Source organism: Pseudomonas sp. 15C, from assembly GCF_055484735.1.
Genome location: NZ_JBUDGD010000044.1, coordinates 26,020 through 50,930 on the forward strand (window position 1 = coordinate 26,020; position 24,911 = coordinate 50,930).

Below are 24,911 nucleotides of genomic sequence, written 5' to 3' on the forward strand. Positions count from 1 at the left end.
GGATGTCCCGGGAGCAGCAGATGAAAACCTCATACTGGCTGGCCGCCGCCTGCCTGGCAGCGGGTGCGTCAGGCTTTGCCCATGCCGGATTCAAACCCATCGAAATCAAGGACCAGGAGCTCGCCGAGCTGCGTGGTCGGTACGTCATGCCGGGGCGGATCATCAGCTTCGGCATTGTCATGAGCAGCACCTGGCGCAACGCCAGCGGCGACCTGATCGGCGCAGCGACCTCGATGCAGGTCCAGGCCGCCACCGTCAAACCGGAGTTCTATGTCTCGACCATCAAGGAGTCGGGCAATGGCAGCACGCCAACGTTGGGAACGGGCACCGTGATCGGTGGCGCCGGCCTTAACAGCACGCAAGGCGTGACGCAGAGCGTGCGCGCGGCGGGCGATGGCAACACAGCCAACAACAACGTCGCGATCAACGTCAGCGAAGCCAGTCAGGCGCCGGCGCTGATGCCGTCGCAAGGCCAGGCGCTCGTCGCCGGGCAGACCATCACCGGCAGCAATGGCGCTGGCAGCGTCGCGGTAACAGCCAATGGCGGCGGCGTGCAAATGGCCATTCAGGCGAGCGGCAATCAGGGCACCGCACTGCAACAAGTCGCCCAGGGTGGACTGCTGCAAAACACCCGACTGCTGGGCAGTGCCAACGTGGTCAACAACCTCACGCAACTCAATGTCGTACTGAACAATAACGGCAGAAGCGCCGGTGCACTGGACTGCAACCTGACCCAACTCGGGGCCCTACGCAGTATCGGATATTGAACTACGCTGAGTCTCGATCATTGGGCTTAAAGGGACGGCTTATTCATGTATCGATCAGTATCACTGCGTGCCGCAGTGTGTTTGAGTACCCTTCTACCGGCGGCGATGTTGCAAGCAGCACCCGACGCCGATGTGGAAGCCCTGAAACGGGAACTTCTGGAACTGAAACAACGATACGAAGTACAACAACAAGCCTTGGCAGTCCTTGAACAACGGGTTCGCCAGGTCGAAGAACAGCCCGCCGCCCCACCGCCAAAACGCCTGGCCAAATCGCCATCGGACATGAAAGGCAATCGCGTCGCCACCGGAGCCGCTACCGGCACGGGTGCCGCCGCTGCATCGGGAGGCGCCGCCGGGGGCAGTGGCGCATCCTACGGGCAGTCGCTGGCCGATGATTCGCAACCGGCGCAAAGCGTTTCCAACCTGTACGACGAAGCCAGCGGCTTTTTCGGTGGCGGCAAATTCAGTTTCGAAACCGGCGTCACCTATTCGCGCTATGACACCCGCCAGTTGATCCTCAACGGCTTCCTCGCGCTGGATTCGATCTTTCTCGGCAACATCAACCTTGACCGGATCAAGGCCGATACCTGGACCCTCGACCTCACCGGCCGCTACAACTTCGATAATCGCTGGCAGTTCGACCTGAACGTGCCGGTGGTGTATCGCGAATCGACTTACCAGTCCGGTGGCGGCAATGAGGGCGCAGCCGGGGTCACCACCGAAGAAACCGTGACCAAGGATCCAACCATTGGCGACGTCAACTTTGGCATCGCTTATAAGTTCCTCGACGAGTCGGTCAACACCCCGGACGCCGTCGTGACCTTGCGCGTCAAAGCCCCAACCGGCAAGGACCCGTTCGGCATCAAGCTGCGCCCAACCAGTGCCAACTCGAACCTGTTCGTGCCCGACACCCTGCCCACCGGCAACGGCGTCTGGTCGATCACTCCGGGCATTTCGCTGGTCAAGACCTTCGACCCTGCGGTGCTGTTCGGCAGCCTGTCGTACACCCACAACCTGGAGGAGTCGTTCGACGACATCAGCTCCACCGTCAATCAGAAAACCCCAGGCAAGGTGCGCATCGGCGACAGCTTCCAGATCGGCGCCGGTATCGCTTTTGCCTTGAACGAGAAGATGAGCATGTCGTTCTCGGTATCCGACCTGGTGCAGCGCAAGAGCAAGCTGAAACAGGACGGCGGCGACTGGGAATCGGTCATTTCCAGCGACGCCAACGCCGGTTATTTCAATATCGGCATGACCATCGCGGCGACCGAAAACCTGACCATCGTGCCCAACCTGTCGCTGGGCATGACCGACGACGCCCCGGACTTTTCCTTCAGTCTGAAATTCCCGTACTACTTCTGAGTCTGCGGCAAACAACAAAGGCCCGTTGCGATCACCTCGCAACGGGCCTTTGTTGTTTACCCGCCCTAGCGGATCTGATGCTTGTGCAACAACCGATAAAACGTCGGCCGCGACACGCCGAGCACTTTGGCTGCAACGCTGAGGTTATCACTGTGCCGGTTCAGGACGTCGCACAGCGCCTGGCGTTCGGCGCGGGTCTTGTAGTCTTCGAGGGTGCCCATGGGCGTGGCGATCGAGTGCTGACTGATCAGCCCCAAATCACGCGCCTCGATCTGCCGGCCTTCGGCCAACACCAGTCCACGGCGCACGCGGTTGGCCAGCTCACGCACATTGCCCGGCCAGTCGTGCTTGCCCATGGCGATCAGCGCGTCTTCGCTGAAACTGCGTGGACGGCGCCCGGTTTCATGACTGTAGAAGTGGGAAAAGTGATTGGCCAGCATCGACAGATCGCCGTGCCGTTCGCGCAACGGCGCGGTCACCACTTGCAGGACGTTGAGGCGGTAATACAGATCTTCGCGAAAAAGTTTTTTCTCGATCGCGGCTTCGAGGTCGACGTGAGTTGCCGCCAGCACTCGTACATCCACCGGGATCGGCTGGCTGCCGCCGACGCGTTCGATGTGTTTTTCCTGGAGAAAGCGCAACAGATTGGCTTGCAGCTCCAGCGGCAGATCGCCGATCTCATCGAGAAACAGCGTGCCGCCATTCGCCGCTTCGATCCGCCCGACCTTGCGTTGATGCGCGCCGGTAAACGCGCCTTTCTCGTGGCCAAACAATTCCGATTGAATCAGATGCTCAGGGATGGCGCCGCAATTGATCGCCACGAAGGGCTTGCTGTGGCGCTGGGACTGACGGTGCAGCGTGCGTGCAACCAGTTCTTTGCCGGTTCCGCTTTCACCGCGAATCAGAACAGGCGATTCGGTGGGCGCCAGTTTGCTGAGCAACTTGCGCAGTTCGCGAATCGGCTTGCTGTCGCCCAGCAGCTCGTGCTCGGGCTGGTCGACATGAATCGTGCCCTGCCCGCGCAATCGCGCCATGCCGAACGCACGCCCGAGGGTGACCTGCACCCGCGAGACGTCGAACGGCAACGTGTGGAAATCGAAAAACCATTCACAGACGAAGTCGCCGACGTTCTGCAGACGCAGGACTTCCTGATTGAGCACGGCGATCCATTCGGTGCCGCTGCGGCTGATCAATTCCTTGACGGCTTCGGGTCGTTCGAGGTGAAACGGCTGTAGTCGCAGCAAACCGATGTCACAACTGCGCTCGGCGGCGTTCTCCAGTGAACAACTATCAACGTCCCAGCCAACCGCGCGTAATCCGGGCAATAAGCGGTGGCAGTCGTCGCATGGATCGACCACCAGTAAACGTCGTAACGCAGGCGCTTCGCTCATGACTGTTCCTTGGCGCCAAATAAAGGAAATGATTGAAAAAACAGTCATTTGGCAGACCCGACTGTAACACTAGCAAGATTTTGACAGCCCCTTGTATCGATTGCTTATAGGCGTCCAGTCAAACCGGTTATAAGAACGTGAGTTGTTAGTCAGCTATCGACTTAGTTGGTTTTTAAAAACTTTCACCATGCTTTCAAAAGACGGCTTCAAAACAGGATCTGAAAGAAACTTTGAAATTTCTTTGTTTCATGTGTGACCCGTTGCAGGGTTGCGTGCATCAGTACAAGTAACCAGCCGAACGGTAAGCCCAACCGACGGCACATCATTTGATTGGGCACGACAGAGAGAAGACCCCATGACCGCCCCGCTCCGTATCAACGAAGCTCTTCTGATTGCCAACCGCGCCTTCAAACCTTTCCACTGCGTGGCCTGGGCGCCGCAAGACGGCAATGGCGAACTGAGCCTGACCGTCGTCGACCGGACCAACTCGCACATCGGCCGCAAACAGATTCCAAGCAGCGCCTACTCCGACCCGGCGCAACTCGAGCAACTGCTGAAGCAGGCTCGCGCTGAACTCAGCGAAGAAGGTTACAGCCTGCAATCGTGGTCAATGCCACACTGAGAAGCAGTTCGTGCAGGTGACTTCGAAGTCATTCACCTCTGCGCTTAGTTGCAACCTTGTAAACTTCCACCCGCTTGTATAACTCTTCTCAAGCCGACCAGGCTTAATTGCTTGGTCGGCTTTCTTTTGGTTCAAGAAGACACTGTTCTGGCACAGTGCGACCGTCCATCCGTTAGTTATTACAGTTGTACTTCTCCCGGTTCAGGGATTGAATGTTCCGCTCGTGCAGTTACCCATCCGGTTCGCGGTCATGGTCAACTCGCAAGGAGATGCGTGCATGTCCACCCTCAACACTTTTGCCGTGCCGGCGTTACCAGCGACCGTCTCACCGTCGTTTACGCCTCGATCCGGGCCACTCGATAAAACCTTTGGTACTCAGGGCGTCGCCCAGGCGTACTTCGCGGGCAGCGTGTCCAGCCTGAGCGAAGACATTGCCCTCGATACACAGGGCCGAATCCTGGTCGCAGCGAAAGTCTGCGATGCGCGCGGCAGCCGATTTGGCCTGGCGCGCATGCTCGCCGACGGCTCCGCAGACCTGACCTTTGGCGAGCATGGCAGCGTGATCGACACCTTCGCCCGCGGGTTCGAAGCCACGGGCGGCAAAGTCAAAATGCTGCCGGACGGGCGCATTCTGCTGGCCGGCCTGCATTACGAAAACGCCCATCGCACCCTGCCCGCGCTGGCCTTGTTCGACGCGGACGGCAAAGCGGATTTGTCCTTTGGCGACAGCGGCCGTCAGGTGATACGTCTGCCGGGCAACCTGTCCATGGGCAGTCGCGATGCCTGGTTGCCACCGGGCGTGCCGGGGGCGGAAGCCTGCGACGTCGCGGTGCAGGACGACGGGCGAATTCTGTTGATCGCCAACCATCATTTCGAACTGGCCGACCATGCCGGCATGCTGATTCGCCTCATGCCCAACGGCAGCCTTGACGACACCTTCAATGGCCGCGGCTTTGTCATGATCCGTCATTTATTGCTCAACACCTGGCTGAGCAGTCTGTTACTGCAAAAGGACGGACGAATCGTGGTGGCCGGCTCCATCGATCTTCCCCAGGAAGGCTTGCTGGCGCGTTACCTGCCAGACGGCCGTCTCGATGAGTGTTTTGCCGTGGACGGTTTCATGGCGTTCAAGGCTGAGAACAAAAGCGTTCAGGTCAGTCGCGTACTCGAAGCGCCCGAGGCCTTGCAGTGTTTTGGCAGCGGCCGCGATCCGATCCGCTGCCTGACCTTCAGCCTCCACTCAAACGGCCGACCGGATATTCACCGCCAGGGTGGCCAGCCGCAACTTCTGCAGATCGGCCACAGCGGCTGCCAGTGGAGCACCGCTCAACGTTTGCCCGACGGGCGGATGATCGCGGCAGGCGCGACCATTGGCGGCGTCGAGGCTGATTTCATCGTTGCCCGCTACCTGAGCGACGGTCGCCTCGACCCGGCGTTCGGCAACGGCCATGGCTGGCTCCGTACGCGCCTTGGACGCAGCCTGGATTCGGCCAGTTCACTGGCCGTGCAGGCGGATGGCGGGATTCTGGTGGGTGGGTTTTCGCTGGACGGAAATTATCGGGCGGTGGTTGTGCGATATCTCGACCACTGAAAATACTGGCTGTACTTGATCTTCCCGAACGTATCCGGCAACTTGCGCGCTTCTATAAAAAAGGAGCAACCGATGTCCGGTTCGATGACCCAGGCGTTCGCGCAAAACTTTCTCGGGCATTCGCCACGCTGGTACAAGGCGACCATCGTTGGCTTCCTGATCCTCAATGCCGTGGTGCTGTTCAGCATCGGCCCGGTCGCCGCCGGCTGGTTGTTGGTGATCGAGTTCATCTTCACCCTGGCCATGGCGCTCAAGTGTTACCCGTTGATGCCCGGCGGCTTGCTGCTGGTTGAAGCGCTGCTGCTGAAGATGACCACGCCGCAGGCGCTCTACGATGAATTGGTGCACAACTTTCCGGTAATCCTGCTGCTGATGTTCATGGTCGCAGGCATCTACTTCATGAAAGACCTGCTGCTGTTCCTGTTTTCGCGGCTGCTGCTGGGCGTGCGTTCAAAAGCGGTGCTGGCGCTGATGTTCTGCTTTCTCTCGGCATTTCTCTCGGCGTTTCTTGATGCGCTGACCGTAACGGCGGTGATCATCAGCGCCGGTGTAGGCTTCTACTCTGTCTATCACCGCGTCGCGTCCGGCAACGATCCGCGCCAGGACAGCGAATTCGCTGACGATGCGAACCTGCCGAAATTGCACCACGACGATCTTGAGCAGTTCCGCGCGTTTCTGCGCAGCCTGTTGATGCACGGTGCGGTGGGTACGGCGCTGGGCGGTGTCTGCACGCTGGTGGGCGAGCCGCAGAACCTGTTGATCGGCCATGAAATGGGCTGGCACTTCGGCGAGTTCTTTACCAAGGTTGCCCCGGTTTCGCTGCCAGTGCTGGCGGCCGGTCTGGTGACATGCGTGTTGCTGGAGAAGCTGCGCTGGTTCGGCTACGGCACGTTGCTGCCGGACAACGTGCGTGGCGTTCTGGCTAACTACGCCGCTGAGGACAATGCCGAACGTACGCCCCGCCAACGTGCGGCGCTGCTGGTGCAAGGTGCTGCGGCATTGATTCTGATCGCCTGCCTGGCCATGCACGTCGCTGAAGTCGGCCTGATCGGTTTGATGGTGATCGTGCTGATCACCGCGTTTACCGGCATCACCGACGAGCATCGTCTGGGCAGCGCGTTCAAGGAAGCCATGCCGTTCACCGCGTTGCTGGTGGTATTTTTCGCGGTAGTGGCGGTGATTCATGACCAGCAGCTGTTCGCGCCGTTGATTCAATGGGTGCTGGCGCTGCCGGTCGAGCAGCAGCCGGGCATGCTGTTCATTGCCAACGGCTTGCTGTCGGCGATCAGCGACAACGTGTTCGTCGCAACGATTTACATCACCGAAGTGAAGCAGGCGTTCCTTGCCGGGCACATGAGCCGCGAGCACTTCGAAACGCTGGCCATTGCCATCAATACCGGGACCAACCTGCCGAGCGTGGCAACGCCGAACGGCCAGGCGGCGTTTCTGTTCCTGCTGACCTCGGCGATTGCACCGCTGGTGCGCCTGTCGTACGGGCGGATGGTGTGGATGGCGGTGCCGTACACCGTGGTGATGGGAGGCCTGGGCTGGTATGCGGTGAGCTACTGGCTCTGATCTTCACCGTATAAGTCTTCTGGGAGTCAACCTGCGGGCTCCCAGACGGACTGTCAAAACGAAGAACCCTGTGGGAGCCAGCCTGCTGGCTCCCACATTGGCTTTCGGTGAATTCAGCGAGGGAGAATGTACTTCTCGATCGCCTGAGCCACACCGTCTTCGGTGTTGGCCGCCGTAACCACGTCGGCCTGACGCTTCACCGCTTCCTCCGCCTGGCCCATGGCAATCGACAAGCCTGCACACTTGAACATTGCCGGATCATTGCCACCGTCACCGATTGCCGCCGTTTGCTCCAGCGGCACGCCCAGGTATTCGGCAATCGTCGTCAGCGCCGTGCCTTTGTTGGCTTCCAGCGCCGTGACATCCAGATACACCGGTTGCGAGCGCGAGACTTGCGCCATACCGTTGACCTTCGGCAGCAGCTGCGCCTCAAGCTCAATCAGCAATTGCGTGTTGTTGCTGGTGGCGACGATCTTGTCGATACGCTGCAAGTACGGTTCGAAACTCTCCACCACTACCGGCGGATAGCCGAGGCCGTGCTGCTCGCGCGGGACCATCGGCCCGTGCGGATCCTTGAGCAGCCAGTCGCCGCCGCTGAACACCCAGACTTCGACGTCCGGCTGATCGGCAAACAGTGCCAGTGCGATAAGCGCTGTGGTCGCCGGCAAATAGTGCGCAGCCAACAGCGTGCCGTCCGGCTTGACGATAGTCCCGCCGTTGAACGCCGCTGTCGGCAGATCCACGCCCAAGGCTTCGATCTGCTGCAACATGGCTCTGGGCGGGCGGCCAGTGGCGAGGCTGAACAGCACGCCCGCCTCACGCAGCGACCGCACCGCATCAAGGGTGCGCTGGCTCAGCGTGTGATCGGGCAACAACAGCGTGCCGTCCATGTCGCTGAGCAAAAAACGGATGGGTTGTTTCGGCACGTCACTCATCCGAGGCCATGCCAGACGCGACCATCGCGAGTCAGTAGTTCTTCGGCGGCCTGCGGGCCGTCTTCACCGGCGGCGTAATGCTGCACGCTGGCATCCTGCTGCCAGGCATCGAGGAACGGTTGCACGGCGCGCCAGCCGTTCTCGATGTTGTCGGCGCGCTGGAACAGCGTTTGATCGCCGGTCAGGCAGTCGTAGATCAGGGTTTCGTAACCGGTCGAGGCCTGCATCTCGAAAAAATCCTTGTAGGCAAAACCCAGCTCGATGTTGGCCATGTTCAGCGCCGGCCCCGGCCGCTTGGCCAGCAGGTCGAACCACATGCCTTCGTTCGGCTGGATCTGGATACGCAGGTAGGTCGGTTGCAACTCATCGACTTCGGTGTCGCGGAACTGCGCATACGGCGCCGGTTTGAAACAGATGACAATCTCGGTGTCGCGCACGCTCATGCGCTTGCCGGTGCGCAGGTAGAACGGCACGCCGACCCAGCGCCAGTTGTCGATCATCACCTTCAGCGCCACGTAGGTTTCCGTGGTGCTGTCCGGCGAAACGTTGGGCTCCTCGCGGTAGGCGCTCAACGGTTTGCCGTCGATCGCGCCGGCGCTGTACTGGCCGCGTACCGAATTGGCCCGTGCCTCCTCGACCGACCAGGGACGAATCGCCCCCACGACCTTGGCCTTCTCGCCGCGCACCGCATCGGCGCCGAACGCGGCCGGCGGCTCCATGGCAACCATTGCCAGCAACTGGAACAAGTGATTGGGCACCATGTCGCGCAGTGCGCCGGTGTGTTCGTAAAAACTGCCACGGGTCTCGACACCGACGGTTTCGGCGGCGGTAATCTGCACGTGGTCGATGTAGTGATTGTTCCAGAATGCTTCGAACAGGCTGTTGGAGAACCGGCTGACGAGAATGTTCTGCACGGTCTCCTTGCCCAGATAATGGTCGATCCGATAGATCTGCTTCTCGGACATCACCTTGAGCAGACAGGCGTTCAGCGCTTCGGCGGTTTGCAGATCGGAGCCGAACGGCTTCTCGATCACCACCCTTCTGAATGCCTCGGGGGTTTCTTCGAGCAATTTGGCAGCGCCGAGGCGGCGGACGACTTCGCTGAAGAAACGCGGCGCGGTGGCCAGATAGAACACCGCATTGCCGGTGCCGCTGTCGGCGATTTTCGCCGCCAGTGCTGAATAGGTGCTGTCGTCCAGAAAATCGCCCTGGACGTAGCTGATACCTTTGGCGAGCTTGGCCCACAAGGCCGGATCAAGCATCTGACCGCCCTTGCCGACCTTGGCCGCCGCTTCACTGCGAATGAAGTCCTCGAGCTTTTGCGCGAAGGCTTCATCGGTAATTGCGTTGTGGTCAACGCCGACGATCCGCAGATTGTCGTCAAGCAAGCCGTCGCGACTGAGGTTGTACAGCGCCGGCATCAGCAAGCGCTTGACCAGGTCGCCGTGGGCACCGAACAGAAACAGCGTGGTCGGTGGTGCGGGTTCTGCCTTGGACTTTCTGCGGATCGTTCGGGTCATTTCTTCGGTGTCTCCACGTGGCCGCCGAAGCCGAAGCGCTGCGCGGAGAGAATCTTGTCGCCGAACGTGCCCTGACCGCGCGAACGGTAACGCGAGAACAGCGAGTTCGACAGCACCGGTACCGGCACCGCTTGCTCCATGGCTGCCTCGATGGTCCATTGGCCTTCGCCGCTGTCCGCCACGGAGCCGGAAAAACCGTCGAGTTTCGGGTCGCTGGCCAGCGCATCGGCAGTCAGGTCGAGCAACCACGACGACACCACGCTGCCGCGACGCCAGACTTCGGCAATGTCGGCCACGTTCAGATCGAAACGCTGATCTTCCGGCAGACGTTCACTGGATTTGGTCTTGAGAATGTCGAAGCCTTCAGCGAAGGCCGCCATCATGCCGTACTCGATACCGTTGTGAATCATCTTCACGAAGTGCCCGGCACCGGCAGGGCCGGCATGGATGTAACCGTGCTCGGCGCGCGGATCGTCAGACTTGCGGTCCCTGGTGCGCGGGATGTCACCCATGCCCGGCGCCAGAGCAGCAAACAACGGGTCGAGGCGTTGCACGGTTTCGGCATCGCCGCCGATCATCATGCAATAGCCACGCTCCAGGCCCCAGACGCCGCCGGAGGTGCCGACATCGATATAGTGCAAGCCCTTCTCGGCCAGGGTCTTGGCCCGGCGAATGTCATCCTTATAGTTGGTGTTGCCGCCGTCGATGATGGTATCGCCGGCTTCGAGCAGATCGCTCAGGGTGTTGATGGTGTCTTCGGTCGGTGCGCCGGCCGGTAGCATGACCCAGACCGCACGCGGCTTGGCCAGCCCGGCAACCAGTGCCGGCAGATCGGCGACGCCGGTGGAGCCCTCGGCGACCAGGTTATCGATGAAAGCGGTATTGCGGTCGTAAACAACGGTGGTGTGACCGTTGAGCATCAGACGTCGCGCAATATTGCCGCCCATGCGGCCCAGTCCAATAATCCCGAGTTGCATGTGCTGATGCTCCTTACTACAAATAAATATATGTCATTGGTTATAGCCCAACGCGACTGATGGAGGTTAGTCCAGAGCGTTGCGATGAAGTTTCCGGGCATTGTGCCCGATCCAGACTGATAACGCCGCAAATCGCGCCGAAGACACACCGACCATGAAAAATAAAAAAGTTCCATAAATGGGCAAAAGAAATCAAAATTGGCGCCGATAGTAAGTCACCACCTCAGATCAGGGGTGGCTTACAGTTGATGCACGCCATTTGCGAGGTGAGCAATGGGCACAGTACACACAGCAATGCCGCCACAAACCCTGTACGTCACGATCCGTCGTGATGAGTTGCGTCAGTTGAAGGACGAACGCGACCAGTTGAAGCAAGAGCTGGCGCAGTTGCGCCTGTTGACCCAGGGCTCGCAGCCGCAACCCTTCCCGGTCGTTCAGCGTCACCCCCACGCCTGATCCCCGCCTGATTCGGGAACGGCAGCCGCGGTTCCCGACATGATGCCCCAGCCCCTTAGCGGGCTAAACGCGCGTCAAATAACAAACTTTTCACATCAGTCTGGTGATACTGCGCCGCATTCTGGTCGTACCTGCGCGTACGGCCTCCGTTCGTCGGTTTCACGGATGTCCCGGCGGTGGTTGTAACCAGAGCTGGAGCGCCGAATGGCATTGTTCAAACGCAGCAAAACGACTGCGACAGGTTTTGATTGGGCCGGACTTCTCTGGCTGTTCGTATTCTTCTGGTACTTCTCGGGTATCACCCAACTGCTGATTCAACTGACCGGCACCTCGGGCTTCACCGGGTTCCGTCAGGCCTTTGTCATGAGCGCGATCTGGCTGGCGCCGATGCTGCTGTTTCCCAAGCGCACCAAATTGCTCGCGGCGATCATCGGTGTGGTGCTGTGGGCCTGTTCGATGGCCAGCCTTGGCTATTTCTTCATTTACGAGCAGGAATTCTCGCAAAGCGTCATCTTCATCATGTTCGAGTCGAACGTGTCCGAAGCCGGCGAATACATGACGCAGTACTTCGCTTGGTGGATGGTGCCGGCGTTCCTTGCGCATACCGCGTTTGCCTATTTCCTGTGGACCCGTCTGCGCCCGGTGTACATGCCGCGTGGCCGCGCCTTCGTCGCAGCCATGGCGATCCTGATTGCCGTGATCGGCTACCCGCTGGTCAAACAGACCTTGCGCATGGGTACCTTTGAGCAAGGCTTCGAAAAATTCGAAACCCGCATCGAGCCGGCGGTGCCGTGGCAGATGGTGGTGGCGTATCACCGTTATCAGGAAACCCTCGCCGACATGCAGGGCATGCTGCACAACGTCAGCAAGATCCCACCGTTGAAGAACCTCCAGGATGCCTCGGGCGATCAGCCCAAGACCCTGGTGCTGGTGATCGGCGAATCGACCAACCGCCAGCGCATGAGTCTTTACGGCTATCCGCGCAACACCACGCCGGAACTGGACAAGCTCAAGGATCAACTGGCGGTGTTCGACAACGTCGTCACCCCTCGCCCGTACACCATCGAGGCGTTGCAGCAGGTGTTGACCTTCGCTGACGAACTGCATCCGGATCTGTACCTGTCGACGCCCTCGCTGGTCAGCGTGATGAAGCAGGCCGGCTACAAGACGTTCTGGATCACCAACCAGCAGACCATGACCAAGCGCAACACCATGCTCACGACCTTTTCCGAACAGGCCGACGAGCAGGTGTACCTCAACAACAACCGTAACCAGAACGCCGCGCAATACGATGGCGACGTGATCGAGCCGTTCAACAAGGCCCTGGCCGATGCCGCACCACGCAAGCTGATCGTCGTGCATTTGCTCGGCACACACATGAGCTACCAGTACCGTTATCCGCCGACCTTCGACAAGTTCAAGGACCGCGACGGCGTGCCGGCCGGTGTGCGTGACGACCAGGTGCCGACCTACAACAGCTACGACAATGCGGTGCTGTACAACGACTTCGTCGTTTCGAGCCTGATCAAGGATTACGCCAAATCCGATCCGAACGGCTTTTTGCTGTACCTCTCCGACCACGGCGAAGACGTGTTCGACTCGGTCGGCCACAAGACCCTCGGTCGTAACGAAAACAAACCGACCGCGCCGATGTACACCATCCCGTTCATGGCCTGGGCCTCGCCGAAGTGGAAAGAAAACCACGACTGGAACTTCGCCGGCGACCTTGACCGCCCTTACAGCAGCTCGCATCTGATCCACACCTGGGCCGACATGGCCGGGTTGAGCTTTGACGAACTCGACCGCAGCAAGAGCCTGGTCAGCGACAGCTTCAAGGAACGGCCGTTGTTGATCGGCGACCCGTACCAGACCGCGCAACGGGCGTTGATCGACTTCAGTCTGATGAAGCCGAAAAAGCCCGATGCGAATGTTGCGCAAGCGACCGAGCAATAAAACGAAGGGGCCTCAGCGGCCCCTTTTTTTCGTCCCCGAAACATCTACAAATAACAATATTTCTCGTTTGAGCCTAAATCCACGCCCCACCCTTCGTCTTTGAACCAACGGAATTTTCCCTTCGAAGACAAGGAGTCGGCTGCGATGTTCGCGCCCATTACCCGTTCCATGACCCTCACGCTCGGCCTTTGCGGCGCGGCGATCAGCCCTGATCTGCTGGCGCAAAACCAGGCTGAAGAGCAACCTTCGCCGGCCGGTTCGGCGCTTGAACTGGCGGCGACCAGCGTCACCGCTCAAGGCCTGGGCACCACCACCGAAAACACCGAGTCCTATACCACCGGCGCGATGAGCACCGCGACGCGGTTGAACCTGTCGATCAAGGAAACCCCGCAATCGGTGTCGGTGATCACTCGTCAGCAAATGGATGATTTCAAACTCGGTACGTTGTCCGAGGCCATGCGCCAGACCACCGGCGTGGTGGTGCAGCACCTGGATTCGGATCGGGTCAGTTATTCTTCGCGCGGCTATGCGATCAGTAATTTCCAGATTGACGGGATGCTCAATACCTTCGATCGCATGAAGTCTGATTCGGACACCATCATCTACGACCGCATCGAAGTGGTTCGCGGGGCCACGGGACTGACCACCGGGGCCGGCGATCCATCGGCGACGATCAACATGGTGCGCAAGCGCCCGACCGCGCAATGGCAGGCGCTGGCCGGGGTCAGTGGCGGCAGCTATGACAATTACTACAGCTACGTCGATGTCGGCGGCCCGCTGGCGTTTGACGGTCGCTTGCGTGGGCGCAGCGTGCTGGCTTACCGCGACAGCCAGTCGATCAAGGACAAATACGCGCAGCAACGCGAGGTTGGCTATGGCGTGCTCGAAGCAGACCTGACAGATTCAACTGTACTCGCGGTGGGTTACGACTATCAGAACAAGCACGTGCAAGGCTCGTCCTGGGGCACGGTGCCCTATTGGAATGCCGATGGCAGCAAGGCCGGATTGGGTCGCTCGACCAACATGGCGACGTCGTGGAGTTCCTGGCCGCTGCAAGACAAAACCGCCTTCGCCACCCTCGATCAGCAACTGGCGGGCGGCTGGCATCTGAAAGCGGCTTACACCCATCGCCAAAGCGATACCGACGGCAAGGTGTATTTCGGCGGCGCGGGTTTCCCCGAGGCCGACCGCAGCGGCATGCTCGCGTATACCTCGCACATGATCGGCACGCAAAAAATGCAGGCCTATGACTTCAACGTGTCAGGCCCCTACGCCTTGTTCGGCCGCGAACACGAAATGATGTTCGGCTACGGCGAGGCCGAGCGGCGTTCGAATTCCCCCTACACCATCGCTGGCGCGCGTCCCGACGATTACGGGACCATCCGCGACTGGAAGTACATGGGCAACATCGGCAAGTTCAGCGACACCGTCACTGATCTCACTGGATCCAAGGACGACACGCGGCAAAAGGCCGGCTACATCGCCACACGCTTGAGCCTCACTGATGACCTGCACGCCGTGCTGGGCAGCCGCTACGGCAGTTGGCAAGCATCGAGCACCAGTAACAGTTACGACGCCGACCGCCAACTGACCAAGGTCGATTACACCAGCCAAAAACAGAACGATATCTGGACGCCTTATGCCGGACTGCTCTACGACCTGACACCGCAATACACGGCCTACGTGAGTTACACCGACATATTCAAACCCCAGGGTAATCGCGACAAGAATCGCCAGTACATCGACCCGGTGGTCGGCAAGAACTATGAGCTGGGCCTCAAGGGCAGTTTGCTCGAGGAGCGTCTGAACGTTGCCACAGCGTTGTTCTGGAGCAAGCAGGACAACGTCGCCGAGGTGGACAACACCGCACCGCCCGATCCGGTGACGCGTGAGCAGTTCTACAAATCCGGCGGCAAGGGCAACAAGGTCAACGGTTTTGAAGCAGAAGTCTCTGGTGAGATCCTGCGCGGCTGGAACATGACGGCCGGTTACACCTATACCCATTCAGTCAACGGCAGCAGTGAGCGCAGCAACACCAGTGAGCCGATGAATCTGCTGCGCGTGTCGACGGCGTATCGCCTGCCGGGTGAATGGCAGGCGCTGACTGTCGGCGGTGCGGTGAATTGGCAGAGCGATGTATACGGCATTTCGACCCGGCCGGTCGGGGATGACCAGGAAACGGCACGGATCAAACAGAGCGCCTACACCGTGGTGAATCTGATGTCGCGTTACGAGTTTGATCGGCACCTGTCGGCGTCGCTGAACGTCAACAACCTGTTCGACAAGAAGTATTACGACAACGTCGGTTTCTACAACGGTGTTTATTGGGGCGACCCGCGCACGCTGACCGTCAGTCTTGACTGGAAGCTCTGACCCGCTCCCCCCTGATCGTTCCCACGCGGGAGCGTGGGAACGATCATGCTCTGGCGCTGTGTGCATTCAGCGCTCTGCAACATGCTGCAAAACTCACCCTGAGCGGGCGTTAACCCCGGGTTAATTCACACGATAGAGACTCCTCTCGAGTTTTGCTTCATGGATGAAACGGCTCCCACTTGTTCAGTAGGAGGCACCATGAAAATCTCTACCCTCATCCTTGCCGGGCTGTTTGCCCTGGGTTCTGCCAGCGTCTTCGCCGAGGGCGGCGCTGAGCGCATGCGCTATTACTACGACAACTTCCCGGTTCACCAGAGCCAGAGCGCGCAACAGAGCGACGCCAGCGCGAAAGAAATTCGCGTTCCCGCCGACCAGACCGCGCAAGTGACCGAGTCTTACCTCGACCGGGATTGACCGAGCAACCGATGGACCTTCCGCGGCTCCGCTCTGGCCCGGGAGATGACAGTTGAGGCGCCCTTTTTGGGGCGCCTTTTTTTTGTGTTTCATTCAGTCGATTAGTCAGGATTGGATGTCCGGCTTTTCATTTGTGGTGAATTCGCCCCTCACCCCAGCCCTCTCCCCTTGGAGAGGGAGCCGATTTGTGGTTTTTTTCAAACCTGAGTTCGGCTCGATATTTCAGGTCGGCGTACCTTGCCCAATCACCTCGGTCAGTCCCCTCTCCCTCTGGGAGAGGGTTAGGGTGAGGGGCTTTCAGGCTTTCAGATCCTTTACCCAGAACAGCATGCGCCCGTGATTCGGGTCGAACATCCCCGGCGCGAAGCCGAACTTGCGGTACGACTGCTGCGCGATGGCATTGCCTTCCAGTACTTCGAGGGTAATTTTGCAGCAGCCGCGCTGGCGCGAGATTTCTTCGACTTTCTGCAGCATTTTCTGACTCAGGCCCAAGCCGCGGAACTGGCTCACGACTACCACGTCGTGGACATTGACCAGCGGTTTGCAGGCGAAGGTCGAGAAGCCTTCGAAGCAGTTGACCAGCCCCGCCGGTTCGCCGCCAACGAAGGCCAGTACGCTGAAGGCGTGTGGGCGGCGGGCGAGTTCTTCGGGTAGTCGGCGCAGCAGGTCCGGGTCGAGCGAGTGACCGCCGCCCATGGGGTCTTCTGCGTAGTGGTTGAGCACAAGGCCGATGGCTTCGGCGTGCGTTGGGTTGGTGTAGCTGGCCTGAAGTACCAGAATTTCTGCGGAATCCATTTCCATCCCCGAACAGACAAAAGCCCCGGCACGCAAGGTACGCGCTGATAGGCTGCCTGACCTTAACGCGGCCACATACCGGTGAGCAACCGGCAAATCCTCAGGATCAGGCGTGGCCCCAGATCAATTCCTCGGTCCAGCCGAGTTCGGCGAAGTCTGCAGCACGCAACGCGCTTTCGCCGGCGCAGAAGAATTCGTCCAGTTGCGGCGGTTCCACCGAAGTATCGCTGAGCATCGCGTGCACCTGGCCGCGGTGATGGATCTGATGTTCGAACAGATGCGACAGCAAGCGCAGGCGGCTGTCGTGCTGGGGCGTGTCGCGGGCAATGGTGACGATGCGGTTCAGCTCGGCATCGCGCAGTTGCTCGCAGTAGGCGATCAGCCGACGGTCGACGTGAGCCTGTTCTTCACGCAGTTGAACGGTGTCAGTGAACGGTTCGTCGGCATTGAAAAAAACATGACAGTCAGGATGCGGTTCAGCCCCGCGCAATTCGCGCTCCAGCGCATCGACGTAAAACCAGTCGCACGTCAGGATGTGGTTCAGCGTCAGGCGAATATTCGGGAAAAAACTCACCCGCGGCGCCGCAAGATCCGCCGCGCCGAGTTGGCTCCAGGCCTTGGCCAGACGATGATTGGCCCAGGCATTCTGATAAGCCATGGTCAGCAAATGATGGGACAACGGTTGGCTCATGTCGGCGCCCTCTTCATTTCAAGCTTCGGCAAAGCGCTGCAGTTGCATTTCCTGCAAACGACTCAGGGTGCGGCGGAACGGGAATTCCAGGTAACCCTCGGTGTACAGCGCGTCCATCGGCACTTCGGCCTCAACGTACAGCGGCACTCTGCGGTCGTAGCACTCGTCGACCAATGCAATGAACCGCCGCACGCCGTCGTCATGTACGGACAACTGCGGCAGCTCTCGATCACCCGCCACTACGCGCTCGGCGCCGTCTTCCGTGCCACGGGCAATGCGCCCTTCGCGTTTGCGCGCGCTGAGGTTCGGCACCTCGCTCAACAGAATAGCCCGATAGCGGTCGCACAGCGCGATGAAGTCCATGGCGGCGAACGGCTGCTCGCACAGGTCGGCGTAACGACACCACAACACCGATTCACTGGCCCGCACCACGTTCAATTGGCGATGACCGACTGACACCGGTTCGGCGGTGGCCGGCTCACCGGCGGCCAGCGCCTGGAAGACATCCTCCAGCGCACTGAGCGATGACGCGGCCACAAAGTAACGTTGCAGACCCGCCCCCGGATGCAAGCGATGATCCTCAGCGCCGTTCACGGCAACCACCCGCATATGCGCCTTGATCGCGGCAATCGCCGGGACGAAACGGTCTCGGTTGAAACCATCGGCGTAGAGATCGTCCGGCGGCAGGTTGGACGTGCAGACAATCACCACGCCCTCATCGAACATCACCTGAAACAGCCGCCCGAGAATGATCGCGTCGCCGATGTCGTTGACGAACAACTCATCGAAACACAGTACTTTGACTTCTGCAGCCAGCTCTTTGGCCAGCGCCCGAAGCGGATCGGCAATCCCGGTCAACTGGAACGAGCGCTGATGCACCCAGCCCATGAAGTGATGGAAATGCTGCCGGCGCGCTGGCACCCGCAGGCTTTGGTAGAACTGGTCCATGAGCCAGGTCTTGCCGCGCCCGACCGGGCCCCACAGATAAACGCCGGTGACCGTACGGGCACCGGCGTGCAGCGCTTCGTGACATTTTTGCAGGGCCCAGACCGCGTGTTCCTGGGCTTCATCCTGGACGAAGCCGTTGTATTGAACGGCGTGTTGCCAGGCGCTTAAGGGGGAGTCGAAAGTCATGCGCAGCAGTATGCCACGATGGCTACAGGGAAATATCCAGCCGGGCGATTTTCCCCTGTTCGTTCAACCGGAACGTATAGCGCAGCTGTGCCGGGCTACCGGGGAACGTGCCAGAGATCAGCCCCTGTACCAGCACTTTCCCGGTGCGCTGCTGCACATCGAGCACTTCAACACGAGGCTGATAGCGTTGTCCGGTGTCGCGCATCCATTGGGCGATGGCTTGCGGGCCGACCTGATGCAGGCCTTCATCGAACACGTTGGCATCCTCGGCGAAAAAACTGGCGACCTGCGACGTGTCGCGTGCGTTGGCCGCATCGATATACGCAGCAATCGCCGGGGCCAGTGTTGAGGCGGGATGGGACATGGTGGCAGCTCCTTGTTGTGTGGTTCTGCGACCATCCTAAAACAGCGTTGTGTCAGTTTTTGTCAGGAGTGAAACGGCCGTCCTCGTCCAGTTGCATCTGTTTGCGCCAGATACGCAGCAGGTCGCTGCGCCGGCCCGGATAAGCCTCGCCCTGTGGATTTGCAGCGCTGATCCGGTCAGTCCGAAATGTGCGATAGGCACCGCGTAACTCACACCACGCGACAATGATCCGCACCTCATTGAGAAAACCCAGCGCCAAGGGCCAGATCAGCCGCTGAGTCGGCACCTGGTGCGCGTCGGCGTAATCGATGTGCAGTTTGGCCTGGTCGCGGATCGCGTGGCGAAACACGTTCAACGGCACGGCGTTCTGCGGGAAACCGTAGCCCGGCGGCCCCGGCAGCACTGTTGGATTGCGCAGTGCCTCCTGAGCCTGCGGATCGAGCACGGCGGCGATCTTGGCCAAGGCATCCGCCGCCGCTTTGCTCAGTATTTCATCGCCACGCTGATCAACGTAGCGCAAACCGAGAACGATGGCTTCGGTCTCGTCGGCATTGAGCATCAGCGGTGGCAGGAACAGGCCGTTGCGCAGCACATAGCCGATCCCCGCCTCGCCCTGAATTGGCGCGCCGAGGGCCGTCAACTCGGCGATGTCGCGGTAGAGCGTGCGCTCGGACACCTGCAGCTCGGCGGCCAGGGTAGCGGCAGTCACCGGGCGTTTCTTGCCGCGCAGCACTTGCAGCAGGGTCAACAGTCGGGTGGTACGCGACACGATGGCGGACTCAGGTTGGAAAGAGGTCTGAGATTAGCAGAGGTTGGAGTCAGAAAATGGCAGGAGCTTGGGGCGCAGCAAGATCGTTTCCACGCTCCGGCGTGGGAACGTCTCTACGGCGCTCCGCGTTTGGTTCTGTATGGGGCGCGGAGCGTCCCGGGCTGCATCCCACGCAGGAGCGTGGGAACGATCACGCCCGCAAAAGCTGACCTTTCGGGCAGTTATTGCTCGTTGCCCTCACCGCCCGCTTACGGCATCCTGCGCCTCCATTTTCTGACCCGGCCCCGCCTCGCAGCGCGCAAAACACCATGACCGCCTCTGAAAACACCCCGCGCAACAATGACCTGATCTACGGCCTCAACGACCGCCCGCACCTGACTGCCACCGTGTTTGCCGCGCTGCAACACGTACTGGCCAGCTTCGTCGGGATCATCACGCCGACCCTGATCATGGGCGGCGCCCTCGGTCTGCAAAGTGAAATCCCTTATCTGATCAGCATGGCGCTGTTCGTTTCCGGGCTCGGCACGTTCGTCCAGGCCAAGCGCTTCGGCCCGGTCGGTTCCGGCTTGCTGTGTCTGCAAGGTACGAGTTTTTCCTTTATCAGCGTGATTCTCAGCGCCGGGTTCATGGTCAAGGCGCGCGGTGGCGGCACCGACGAAATCCTCTCGACGATCTTCGGCGTGTGCTTTTTCGCCGCGTTCATTGAGGTGGTGCTGAGCCAGTTCATCGGCAAATTGCGCATGCTGATCACCCCGGTGGTCACCGGCACGATCATCACCTTGATGGGCCTGTCGCTGATCAAAGTGGCGATGACCGACATTGCCGGCGGCTTTGGCGCAGCCGACCTGGGCGCGGCCAGCCATGTGTTTCTGGCGGCGCTGGTGATCGGCACCATTGTCGTGCTGAACCGGGTCGACGTACCGTTCCTGCGCCTGGGTGCGATCGTCATCGGCCTGACCCTCGGCTACGTCGTCGCCTGGCTGATGGGCACGGTGGATTTCACCACGATGCCCGCCGTGCCGCTGGTCAGTGTGCCGGTGCCGTTCAAGTACGGCTTCAATTTCGACTGGGTGGCGTTCGTGCCGGTGGCGGTGATTTTCCTCGTTTCGCCACTGGAAGCGGCCGGCGATCTGACTGCCAACTCGATGATCTCGCGGCAACCGGTGAAAGGTCCGCTGTACATTCGCCGGATCAAATCCGGCCTGCTTGCTGACGGCCTCAACTCCGCCATGGCCGCGGTGTTCAACAGCATGCCGATGGTCACCTTCGCGCAGAATAACGGAGTCATTCAGCTCACTGGCGTGGCCAGCCGCTACGTTGCGTTTTTCATTGCCGGATTGCTGGTGATTCTCGGCTTGTTCCCGATGATCGGTGCGGTGCTGCAATTGATGCCGAAACCGGTGCTCGGCGGCGCCGAACTGGTGATGTTCGGCACCGTCGCCGTGGCCGGGATCAAGATCCTCGCCGAAGCGGGCCTGCATCGGCGCAATATGCTGATTGTGGCGATTTCGCTGGGCATGGGCCTGGGCATCGCGGCGGTCCCGGAAGTACTGCGCGAACTGCCGCAGGCGCTGCGCAATATCTTCGAATCGCCAATCACCGTCGGCGCGCTGTGCGCGATCGTGCTGAATATCTTCCTGCCGGAGGAATTCATCGAACTGGAAGAAGACGACTTCGACCCCGAAGCTTCTATTCTTCAGGTTATGGAAAACCCCGACGTGCCAGCCAAAGCTGAACCTGGCCCAACGGCGACTGTCGCACAAGAGAACCGCTGACGTCCGGCCTTGAAAAAGGGCTGAACCGACAGGCCGGTTCAGCCCTTTTTTCGAGAGACCGTTTATGCGCCGTCTTCACGCCCTGATTTTGTCGTTGCTGCTGTTATCCCTGAGCGCCTGTGCGCTGTTCCCCAATCGAGATCCGGTCAATATCAACGTGGTCGGTCTCGAACCGTTGCCGAGCCAGGATCTGGAAGTACGCTTCGCGATCAAACTGCGCGTACAGAATCCCAACGAAACCGCCATCGACTACAACGGCATCGCCCTCGATCTGGACGTCAACGGCCATTCACTGGCCTCCGGCGTGAGCGATCAAAGCGGCTCGATCCCGCGCTTTTCCGAAACCATCGTCAGCGTACCGGTGAGCATTTCCGCATTCTCGGTCCTGCGTCAGACCCTGGGCCTGAGCCAGACCCAAACCCTCGACAACCTGCCTTACGTCCTGCGCGGCAAACTGGCCGGGGGACTGTTCGGCACTATGCGGTTTGTGGACAGCGGCACGTTGAGTGTGCCCAGGGCGAGTGCCGCTAAGTGGTAACAAACGCCTCGCTCCCACCGGGTTTCGAGTCAACCGGCAGTCAGTTGTTGAAACGCACGCCGGGTTTGGCGCGTTCATCGACGGATAATTCGAACACATCCGGCCGCGCATAGTGGCCGACCACGTCGTAGTCGTAACGCGCGCGCACCAGTTCGTCGGTGTCGATTTCAGCCGTGAGCAGGCCCGCTTCGCCGCGTAACGGTCCTGCCAGCACGTCACCCATCGGCCCGACAATCACGCTGCCGCCGGCAATCAGCGGGCGGTCTGCCGGCCAGTTGGCAATGTCAACGCCCAGTTCGTTCGGCGAGGCCTGGACCTGGCAGGCGCTGACCACAAAGCATCGGCCTTCATGGGCAATGTGGCGCATGCTCACTTGCCACATTTCGCGCTCATCGACCGTTGGTGCGCACCAGACCTCGATGCCTTTGGCGTACATCGCCGTGCGCAGCAGCGGCATCATGTTTTCCCAGCACACTACCGCGCCAAGCTGGCCGACCTGGGTGTCGAAAACCGGCAAGGTCGAGCCATCGCCCTTGCCCCAGATCAGCCGTTCGGTGCCGGTGGGCATGAGTTTGCGGTGTTTACCGACCAGCCCGGCCTGCGGGTCGAAATACAGGACGGTGCAATACAAGGTGCTACCAGCGCGTTCGATCACGCCGATCACCAGATTGGCCCCGGTGCGCGCCGACAGCCCGGCGAGCGCCTCGGTTTCTGCGCCCGGTACGTCAATCGCGTTGGCGAAGTAGCGGGCGAAGGCTTCGCGGCCCTCGGGCAGGCGATAGCCCAGTTGCGTGCCGAAGCCTTCGCCTTTCGGGTAACCGCCGAGCAACGCTTCGGGCATGACCACCAGCGCCGCGCCAGATTCGCTGATCGCCGCTTCCCAGCTCAGAATCTGGTCAAGGGTGGCTTGTTTGCCGGCGGGCAATGAGCCGATTTGCAGCGCAGCGACAATGGATTTGGACATCGCAGTAACTCCGTCAGGTTCAGTAGTTGCCGATTCTGCGGCGCCACGCGATCATGAATAAAGCCCCGATCACTGCTGAATGATATGAACCAAATGAATATCGCCAACGTCGACCTCAACCTGCTGAAAGTCTTCGAGGCGCTGCACGAAGAATCCAGCGCCAGCCGCGCCGCCCTGCGTCTGGGCGTCACCCAATCAGCAGTCAGTGCGGCGTTGCGCCGGTTGCGCGAGGTGTATGGCGATCAGTTGTTCGTGCGCACCGGACGCGGCCTCGCCCCGACGCTCAAGGCCAATCAATTGAAACCGGTGGTCAGTGAAGCCCTGAATAAATGTCGGCAAAGCCTGGCGATGGTCGACCCGGCGGCCAATTACTACGATGGCCGCTCGGTGACAATCGGGCTTTCCGATGATTTCGAGATTGCCTACGGTCGCCGCCTGATCGAGGAGATTGCCCGTAGCATGCCGAAGTTGCGTCTGATCTTCCGCCAGACCCACAGCCAGATTGTCGCCCGTGCGCTGATGGAGCGCAGCATCGATCTGGCGATCACTGCCGGCGGTTTCGCCGAGCGCCTGCTCAGCCGGCAAGTGCTGGGCGAAGGCGCTTATGCGTGCCTGGTCGACCCGTCGAGCCTTGCGCCCGGTCAGGCGCAGATCGGGCTGGAGGAGTTTGTCGCCCGCGAACACATTCTGGTGTCGTCCGGCGGTTTTATCGGCATCACCGATGAAGGGCTCGCGGCCGTGGGCTTGAGTCGTCGGGTCTGCGCTTCGACCACGCATTTTGCTGCGCTGCCCTGGCTGCTCAAGGGCAGCCGTGCCGTAGCGACGATCCCGGCGCATGCCGCCGAAAGTATCGCGGCACTCAGCGGTCTGGCGTTACTGCCCTGCCCGCTGCCATTGCCGCGTTACCCGATCGAGCTGGGCTGGCGTACCAGCACGCAGATCGATCCGCTGGTGGTCAAGGTTCGCGAGGTGATTGCCGCGACCTTCAACTGAACGTTACTTGTTCGCGGCCATCAGTCGATTGACTTCACTGCGCACCATGTTGGCGAATTCCGGCGGCGACATGCCGTCGAGTTCCGCGCGAACCCATTCGGCCCATTTGCCCTTGCGCTTGGCGCGCTCGCCGAACAACCGCGCGGCCTCGCCTTTGGCTTTGCCCAGATTGTTCTGCCAGAGTTCGAACAGACGGGATTTCTCATCTTCCAGCGCGGCGCGCTCTGCGAGTGATTTGTCGGCCAGATTGAAACTCATGGGGAATTATCCTGCTGCGTAAAATGGCGACATCTTACACGCTCGGCCGAAAACTCCGGCGCAGGTTTTTCTTTTGGGGAGCGTTGGCGTGCAACTTTATGCGTTGCGCCATACTCCATTGCTCACTGTCCATTCATCTGCAAGGAGTCACCCATGGCCCGCAAATCTGCCGTGCAAGCCGCTGAAGAGCAAATCAAGGATCAGGCGTTCAGCGAACTTCAGGCGCTGATTGAAGAATCGGACAAACTGCTCAAGAGCAGTGCTTCACTGGTGGGCGAGGAGGCGGAAACGCTGCGGGGGCAAATCGCTCTGAAATTGCAGCAGGCGCTGGATTCGGTGTCGAGTGTGCGGGATCGGACCAAGCCTGCCGTTGAAGCGACCGAGACGTATATTGGTGGGCATCCTTGGCAGACGGTGGCGATTTCGGCTGGGTTCGGGTTGGTGGTCGGGTTGTTGCTTGGCCGACGTTGAGGTTTTTTGGTTTTTGGAAAAGCGGACCTTTGGGTTCGCTTTTTTTTGGATCTGGTTTTTGGACTTGGCGGCCTCTGGGCCGACCAGGCTTTGGTTGTTTTGGGTGAATATCCGTTTTTTTTGTTGTTGCGGCTGGCGGTTCCGCTCTTACAGCGGGTCACTTTTGCAGACGCCCAAAAGTAACCAAAACGCTGGGCCCCTGCGTTCGGCCCTCGCAGGCTCG

24 protein-coding genes are annotated in these 24,911 nt (G+C 60.2%); 13 read left to right on the plus strand and 11 right to left on the minus strand.

What is annotated here, in order from left to right:
- Nucleotides 1-20 precede the first annotated feature (20 nt).
- Both ACYYKW_RS19945 and ACYYKW_RS19950 read left to right on the plus strand, forming a co-directional pair.
- Nucleotides 21-767 (plus strand): hypothetical protein, encoded by a 747-nt coding sequence (locus tag ACYYKW_RS19945; RefSeq protein ID WP_464990928.1) that lies wholly within the window; start codon nucleotides 21-23, stop codon nucleotides 765-767.
- A 45-nt stretch (nucleotides 768-812) separates the two neighbouring features.
- Entirely contained in the window at nucleotides 813-2,129 is a 1,317-nt protein-coding gene (locus ACYYKW_RS19950) for a hypothetical protein (protein ID WP_464990929.1), read from the plus strand.
- Between the two features lie 65 nt (nucleotides 2,130-2,194).
- On the opposite strand, the gene ACYYKW_RS19955 is transcribed toward ACYYKW_RS19950, so the two are convergent.
- Nucleotides 2,195-3,520 (minus strand): sigma-54 dependent transcriptional regulator, encoded by a 1,326-nt coding sequence (locus ACYYKW_RS19955; RefSeq protein WP_090283651.1) that lies wholly within the window; start codon nucleotides 3,518-3,520, stop codon nucleotides 2,195-2,197.
- Between the two features lie 355 nt (nucleotides 3,521-3,875).
- On the opposite strand from ACYYKW_RS19955, the gene ACYYKW_RS19960 reads away from it, so the two are divergent.
- The 3 genes from ACYYKW_RS19960 (at nucleotide 3,876) to nhaB (ending at nucleotide 7,308) form a co-directional block, all read left to right on the plus strand.
- Entirely contained in the window at nucleotides 3,876-4,142 is a 267-nt protein-coding gene (locus tag ACYYKW_RS19960; RefSeq protein WP_336355730.1) for a hypothetical protein, read from the plus strand.
- A 277-nt stretch (nucleotides 4,143-4,419) separates the two neighbouring features.
- Nucleotides 4,420-5,733 carry an NHL repeat-containing protein gene (locus ACYYKW_RS19965; protein WP_464990930.1) on the plus strand — a complete coding sequence of 438 codons (1,314 nt, stop codon included), beginning with the start codon at nucleotides 4,420-4,422 and terminating at the stop codon, nucleotides 5,731-5,733.
- Between the two features lie 72 nt (nucleotides 5,734-5,805).
- Complete coding sequence (gene nhaB, locus ACYYKW_RS19970; RefSeq protein WP_090283656.1) at nucleotides 5,806-7,308, plus strand: sodium/proton antiporter NhaB; 1,503 nt, start codon at nucleotides 5,806-5,808, stop codon at nucleotides 7,306-7,308.
- A gap of 113 nt (nucleotides 7,309-7,421) precedes the next feature.
- Here the strand turns inward: nhaB and ACYYKW_RS19975 are convergent, their stop codons facing one another.
- The 3 genes from ACYYKW_RS19975 to gnd are packed head-to-tail and all read right to left on the minus strand — an operon-like array spanning nucleotide 7,422 to nucleotide 10,740.
- Nucleotides 7,422-8,243, minus strand: coding sequence for an HAD family hydrolase (locus tag ACYYKW_RS19975; protein ID WP_336355728.1), 822 nt, complete (start codon nucleotides 8,241-8,243; stop codon nucleotides 7,422-7,424).
- Nucleotides 8,240-9,763 (minus strand): glucose-6-phosphate dehydrogenase, encoded by a 1,524-nt coding sequence (gene zwf / locus ACYYKW_RS19980; RefSeq protein ID WP_093101380.1) that lies wholly within the window; start codon nucleotides 9,761-9,763, stop codon nucleotides 8,240-8,242. The genes ACYYKW_RS19975 and zwf overlap by 4 nt, the downstream gene beginning before the upstream one ends.
- Entirely contained in the window at nucleotides 9,760-10,740 is a 981-nt protein-coding gene (gene gnd, locus ACYYKW_RS19985) for a phosphogluconate dehydrogenase (NAD(+)-dependent, decarboxylating) (RefSeq protein ID WP_093101378.1), read from the minus strand. The genes zwf and gnd overlap by 4 nt, the downstream gene beginning before the upstream one ends.
- Before the next feature lie 273 nt (nucleotides 10,741-11,013).
- Between gnd and ACYYKW_RS19990 the strand changes: the two genes are divergently transcribed.
- The 4 genes from ACYYKW_RS19990 to ACYYKW_RS20005 all read left to right on the plus strand — a co-directional run bounded on the left by ACYYKW_RS19990 (nucleotide 11,014) and on the right by ACYYKW_RS20005 (nucleotide 15,936).
- Nucleotides 11,014-11,196 carry a DUF6026 family protein gene (locus tag ACYYKW_RS19990; RefSeq protein WP_090283663.1) on the plus strand — a complete coding sequence of 61 codons (183 nt, stop codon included), beginning with the start codon at nucleotides 11,014-11,016 and terminating at the stop codon, nucleotides 11,194-11,196.
- Between the two features lie 204 nt (nucleotides 11,197-11,400).
- Nucleotides 11,401-13,149 (plus strand): phosphoethanolamine transferase CptA, encoded by a 1,749-nt coding sequence (locus ACYYKW_RS19995; RefSeq protein ID WP_464990931.1) that lies wholly within the window; start codon nucleotides 11,401-11,403, stop codon nucleotides 13,147-13,149.
- Nucleotides 13,150-13,293: 144 nt separating this feature from the next.
- Nucleotides 13,294-15,522: a TonB-dependent siderophore receptor gene (locus ACYYKW_RS20000; RefSeq protein WP_464990932.1), complete on the plus strand. Its 2,229-nt coding sequence runs from the start codon at nucleotides 13,294-13,296 to the stop codon at nucleotides 15,520-15,522.
- A 198-nt stretch (nucleotides 15,523-15,720) separates the two neighbouring features.
- Complete coding sequence (locus ACYYKW_RS20005; RefSeq protein ID WP_464990933.1) at nucleotides 15,721-15,936, plus strand: hypothetical protein; 216 nt, start codon at nucleotides 15,721-15,723, stop codon at nucleotides 15,934-15,936.
- A 297-nt stretch (nucleotides 15,937-16,233) separates the two neighbouring features.
- On the opposite strand, the gene ACYYKW_RS20010 is transcribed toward ACYYKW_RS20005, so the two are convergent.
- The 5 genes from ACYYKW_RS20010 to ACYYKW_RS20030 form a co-directional block, all read right to left on the minus strand.
- Nucleotides 16,234-16,731 (minus strand): GNAT family N-acetyltransferase, encoded by a 498-nt coding sequence (locus ACYYKW_RS20010; protein WP_464990934.1) that lies wholly within the window; start codon nucleotides 16,729-16,731, stop codon nucleotides 16,234-16,236.
- Between the two features lie 106 nt (nucleotides 16,732-16,837).
- Nucleotides 16,838-17,422: a DinB family protein gene (locus ACYYKW_RS20015; RefSeq protein ID WP_093101368.1), complete on the minus strand. Its 585-nt coding sequence runs from the start codon at nucleotides 17,420-17,422 to the stop codon at nucleotides 16,838-16,840.
- 18 nt (nucleotides 17,423-17,440) lie between these two features.
- Nucleotides 17,441-18,556, minus strand: coding sequence for a cell division protein ZapE (zapE, locus tag ACYYKW_RS20020; protein ID WP_464990935.1), 1,116 nt, complete (start codon nucleotides 18,554-18,556; stop codon nucleotides 17,441-17,443).
- Between the two features lie 22 nt (nucleotides 18,557-18,578).
- Entirely contained in the window at nucleotides 18,579-18,920 is a 342-nt protein-coding gene (locus ACYYKW_RS20025) for a nuclear transport factor 2 family protein (protein ID WP_093101364.1), read from the minus strand.
- A 52-nt stretch (nucleotides 18,921-18,972) separates the two neighbouring features.
- Nucleotides 18,973-19,689, minus strand: coding sequence for a helix-turn-helix transcriptional regulator (locus ACYYKW_RS20030; RefSeq protein WP_464990936.1), 717 nt, complete (start codon nucleotides 19,687-19,689; stop codon nucleotides 18,973-18,975).
- A 308-nt stretch (nucleotides 19,690-19,997) separates the two neighbouring features.
- On the opposite strand from ACYYKW_RS20030, the gene ACYYKW_RS20035 reads away from it, so the two are divergent.
- Both ACYYKW_RS20035 and ACYYKW_RS20040 read left to right on the plus strand, forming a co-directional pair.
- Nucleotides 19,998-21,464, plus strand: a complete 1,467-nt coding sequence (locus ACYYKW_RS20035) for a nucleobase:cation symporter-2 family protein (protein ID WP_464990937.1) — start codon at nucleotides 19,998-20,000, stop codon at nucleotides 21,462-21,464.
- Nucleotides 21,465-21,528: 64 nt separating this feature from the next.
- Nucleotides 21,529-22,002 carry an LEA/WHy family protein gene (locus ACYYKW_RS20040; RefSeq protein ID WP_464990938.1) on the plus strand — a complete coding sequence of 158 codons (474 nt, stop codon included), beginning with the start codon at nucleotides 21,529-21,531 and terminating at the stop codon, nucleotides 22,000-22,002.
- Between the two features lie 40 nt (nucleotides 22,003-22,042).
- Here ACYYKW_RS20040 and ACYYKW_RS20045 read toward each other — a convergent pair whose 3' ends face one another.
- Complete coding sequence (locus tag ACYYKW_RS20045) at nucleotides 22,043-22,966, minus strand: carbon-nitrogen hydrolase family protein (protein ID WP_464990939.1); 924 nt, start codon at nucleotides 22,964-22,966, stop codon at nucleotides 22,043-22,045.
- An 84-nt stretch (nucleotides 22,967-23,050) separates the two neighbouring features.
- On the opposite strand from ACYYKW_RS20045, the gene ACYYKW_RS20050 reads away from it, so the two are divergent.
- Nucleotides 23,051-23,959: a LysR family transcriptional regulator gene (locus ACYYKW_RS20050; protein ID WP_464990940.1), complete on the plus strand. Its 909-nt coding sequence runs from the start codon at nucleotides 23,051-23,053 to the stop codon at nucleotides 23,957-23,959.
- A gap of 3 nt (nucleotides 23,960-23,962) precedes the next feature.
- Here the strand turns inward: ACYYKW_RS20050 and ACYYKW_RS20055 are convergent, their stop codons facing one another.
- Nucleotides 23,963-24,217 (minus strand): hypothetical protein, encoded by a 255-nt coding sequence (locus ACYYKW_RS20055; protein WP_038363082.1) that lies wholly within the window; start codon nucleotides 24,215-24,217, stop codon nucleotides 23,963-23,965.
- Nucleotides 24,218-24,370: 153 nt separating this feature from the next.
- Here ACYYKW_RS20055 and ACYYKW_RS20060 point away from each other — a divergent pair, with 153 nt between their 5' ends.
- The gene (locus ACYYKW_RS20060; protein WP_093101352.1) at nucleotides 24,371-24,688 is read left to right on the plus strand and encodes an ElaB/YgaM/YqjD family protein; all 318 of its coding nucleotides are present in this window, start codon (nucleotides 24,371-24,373) and stop codon (nucleotides 24,686-24,688) included.
- The last annotated feature ends 223 nt before the right edge of the window (nucleotides 24,689-24,911 follow it).

Coding starts and splice junctions, on each gene's coding strand:
- zwf (WP_093101380.1), bottom strand. CDS start 9,763: ATGACCCGAACGATCCGCAGAAAGTCCAAGGCAGAACCCGCACCACCG.
- ACYYKW_RS20000 (WP_464990932.1), top strand. CDS start 13,294: ATGTTCGCGCCCATTACCCGTTCCATGACCCTCACGCTCGGCCTTTGC.
- zapE (WP_464990935.1), bottom strand. CDS start 18,556: ATGACTTTCGACTCCCCCTTAAGCGCCTGGCAACACGCCGTTCAATAC.
- ACYYKW_RS20060 (WP_093101352.1), top strand. CDS start 24,371: ATGGCCCGCAAATCTGCCGTGCAAGCCGCTGAAGAGCAAATCAAGGAT.
- ACYYKW_RS20055 (WP_038363082.1), bottom strand. CDS start 24,217: ATGAGTTTCAATCTGGCCGACAAATCACTCGCAGAGCGCGCCGCGCTG.
- nhaB (WP_090283656.1), top strand. CDS start 5,806: ATGTCCGGTTCGATGACCCAGGCGTTCGCGCAAAACTTTCTCGGGCAT.
- ACYYKW_RS20035 (WP_464990937.1), top strand. CDS start 19,998: ATGACCGCCTCTGAAAACACCCCGCGCAACAATGACCTGATCTACGGC.
- ACYYKW_RS19965 (WP_464990930.1), top strand. CDS start 4,420: ATGTCCACCCTCAACACTTTTGCCGTGCCGGCGTTACCAGCGACCGTC.
- gnd (WP_093101378.1), bottom strand. CDS start 10,740: ATGCAACTCGGGATTATTGGACTGGGCCGCATGGGCGGCAATATTGCG.
- ACYYKW_RS20040 (WP_464990938.1), top strand. CDS start 21,529: ATGCGCCGTCTTCACGCCCTGATTTTGTCGTTGCTGCTGTTATCCCTG.
- ACYYKW_RS20050 (WP_464990940.1), top strand. CDS start 23,051: ATGAACCAAATGAATATCGCCAACGTCGACCTCAACCTGCTGAAAGTC.
- ACYYKW_RS19990 (WP_090283663.1), top strand. CDS start 11,014: ATGGGCACAGTACACACAGCAATGCCGCCACAAACCCTGTACGTCACG.
- ACYYKW_RS19995 (WP_464990931.1), top strand. CDS start 11,401: ATGGCATTGTTCAAACGCAGCAAAACGACTGCGACAGGTTTTGATTGG.
- ACYYKW_RS19975 (WP_336355728.1), bottom strand. CDS start 8,243: ATGAGTGACGTGCCGAAACAACCCATCCGTTTTTTGCTCAGCGACATG.
- ACYYKW_RS20015 (WP_093101368.1), bottom strand. CDS start 17,422: ATGAGCCAACCGTTGTCCCATCATTTGCTGACCATGGCTTATCAGAAT.
- ACYYKW_RS20025 (WP_093101364.1), bottom strand. CDS start 18,920: ATGTCCCATCCCGCCTCAACACTGGCCCCGGCGATTGCTGCGTATATC.
- ACYYKW_RS19960 (WP_336355730.1), top strand. CDS start 3,876: ATGACCGCCCCGCTCCGTATCAACGAAGCTCTTCTGATTGCCAACCGC.
- ACYYKW_RS20010 (WP_464990934.1), bottom strand. CDS start 16,731: ATGGATTCCGCAGAAATTCTGGTACTTCAGGCCAGCTACACCAACCCA.
- ACYYKW_RS19955 (WP_090283651.1), bottom strand. CDS start 3,520: ATGAGCGAAGCGCCTGCGTTACGACGTTTACTGGTGGTCGATCCATGC.
- ACYYKW_RS19945 (WP_464990928.1), top strand. CDS start 21: ATGAAAACCTCATACTGGCTGGCCGCCGCCTGCCTGGCAGCGGGTGCG.
- ACYYKW_RS20045 (WP_464990939.1), bottom strand. CDS start 22,966: ATGTCCAAATCCATTGTCGCTGCGCTGCAAATCGGCTCATTGCCCGCC.
- ACYYKW_RS19950 (WP_464990929.1), top strand. CDS start 813: ATGTATCGATCAGTATCACTGCGTGCCGCAGTGTGTTTGAGTACCCTT.
- ACYYKW_RS20005 (WP_464990933.1), top strand. CDS start 15,721: ATGAAAATCTCTACCCTCATCCTTGCCGGGCTGTTTGCCCTGGGTTCT.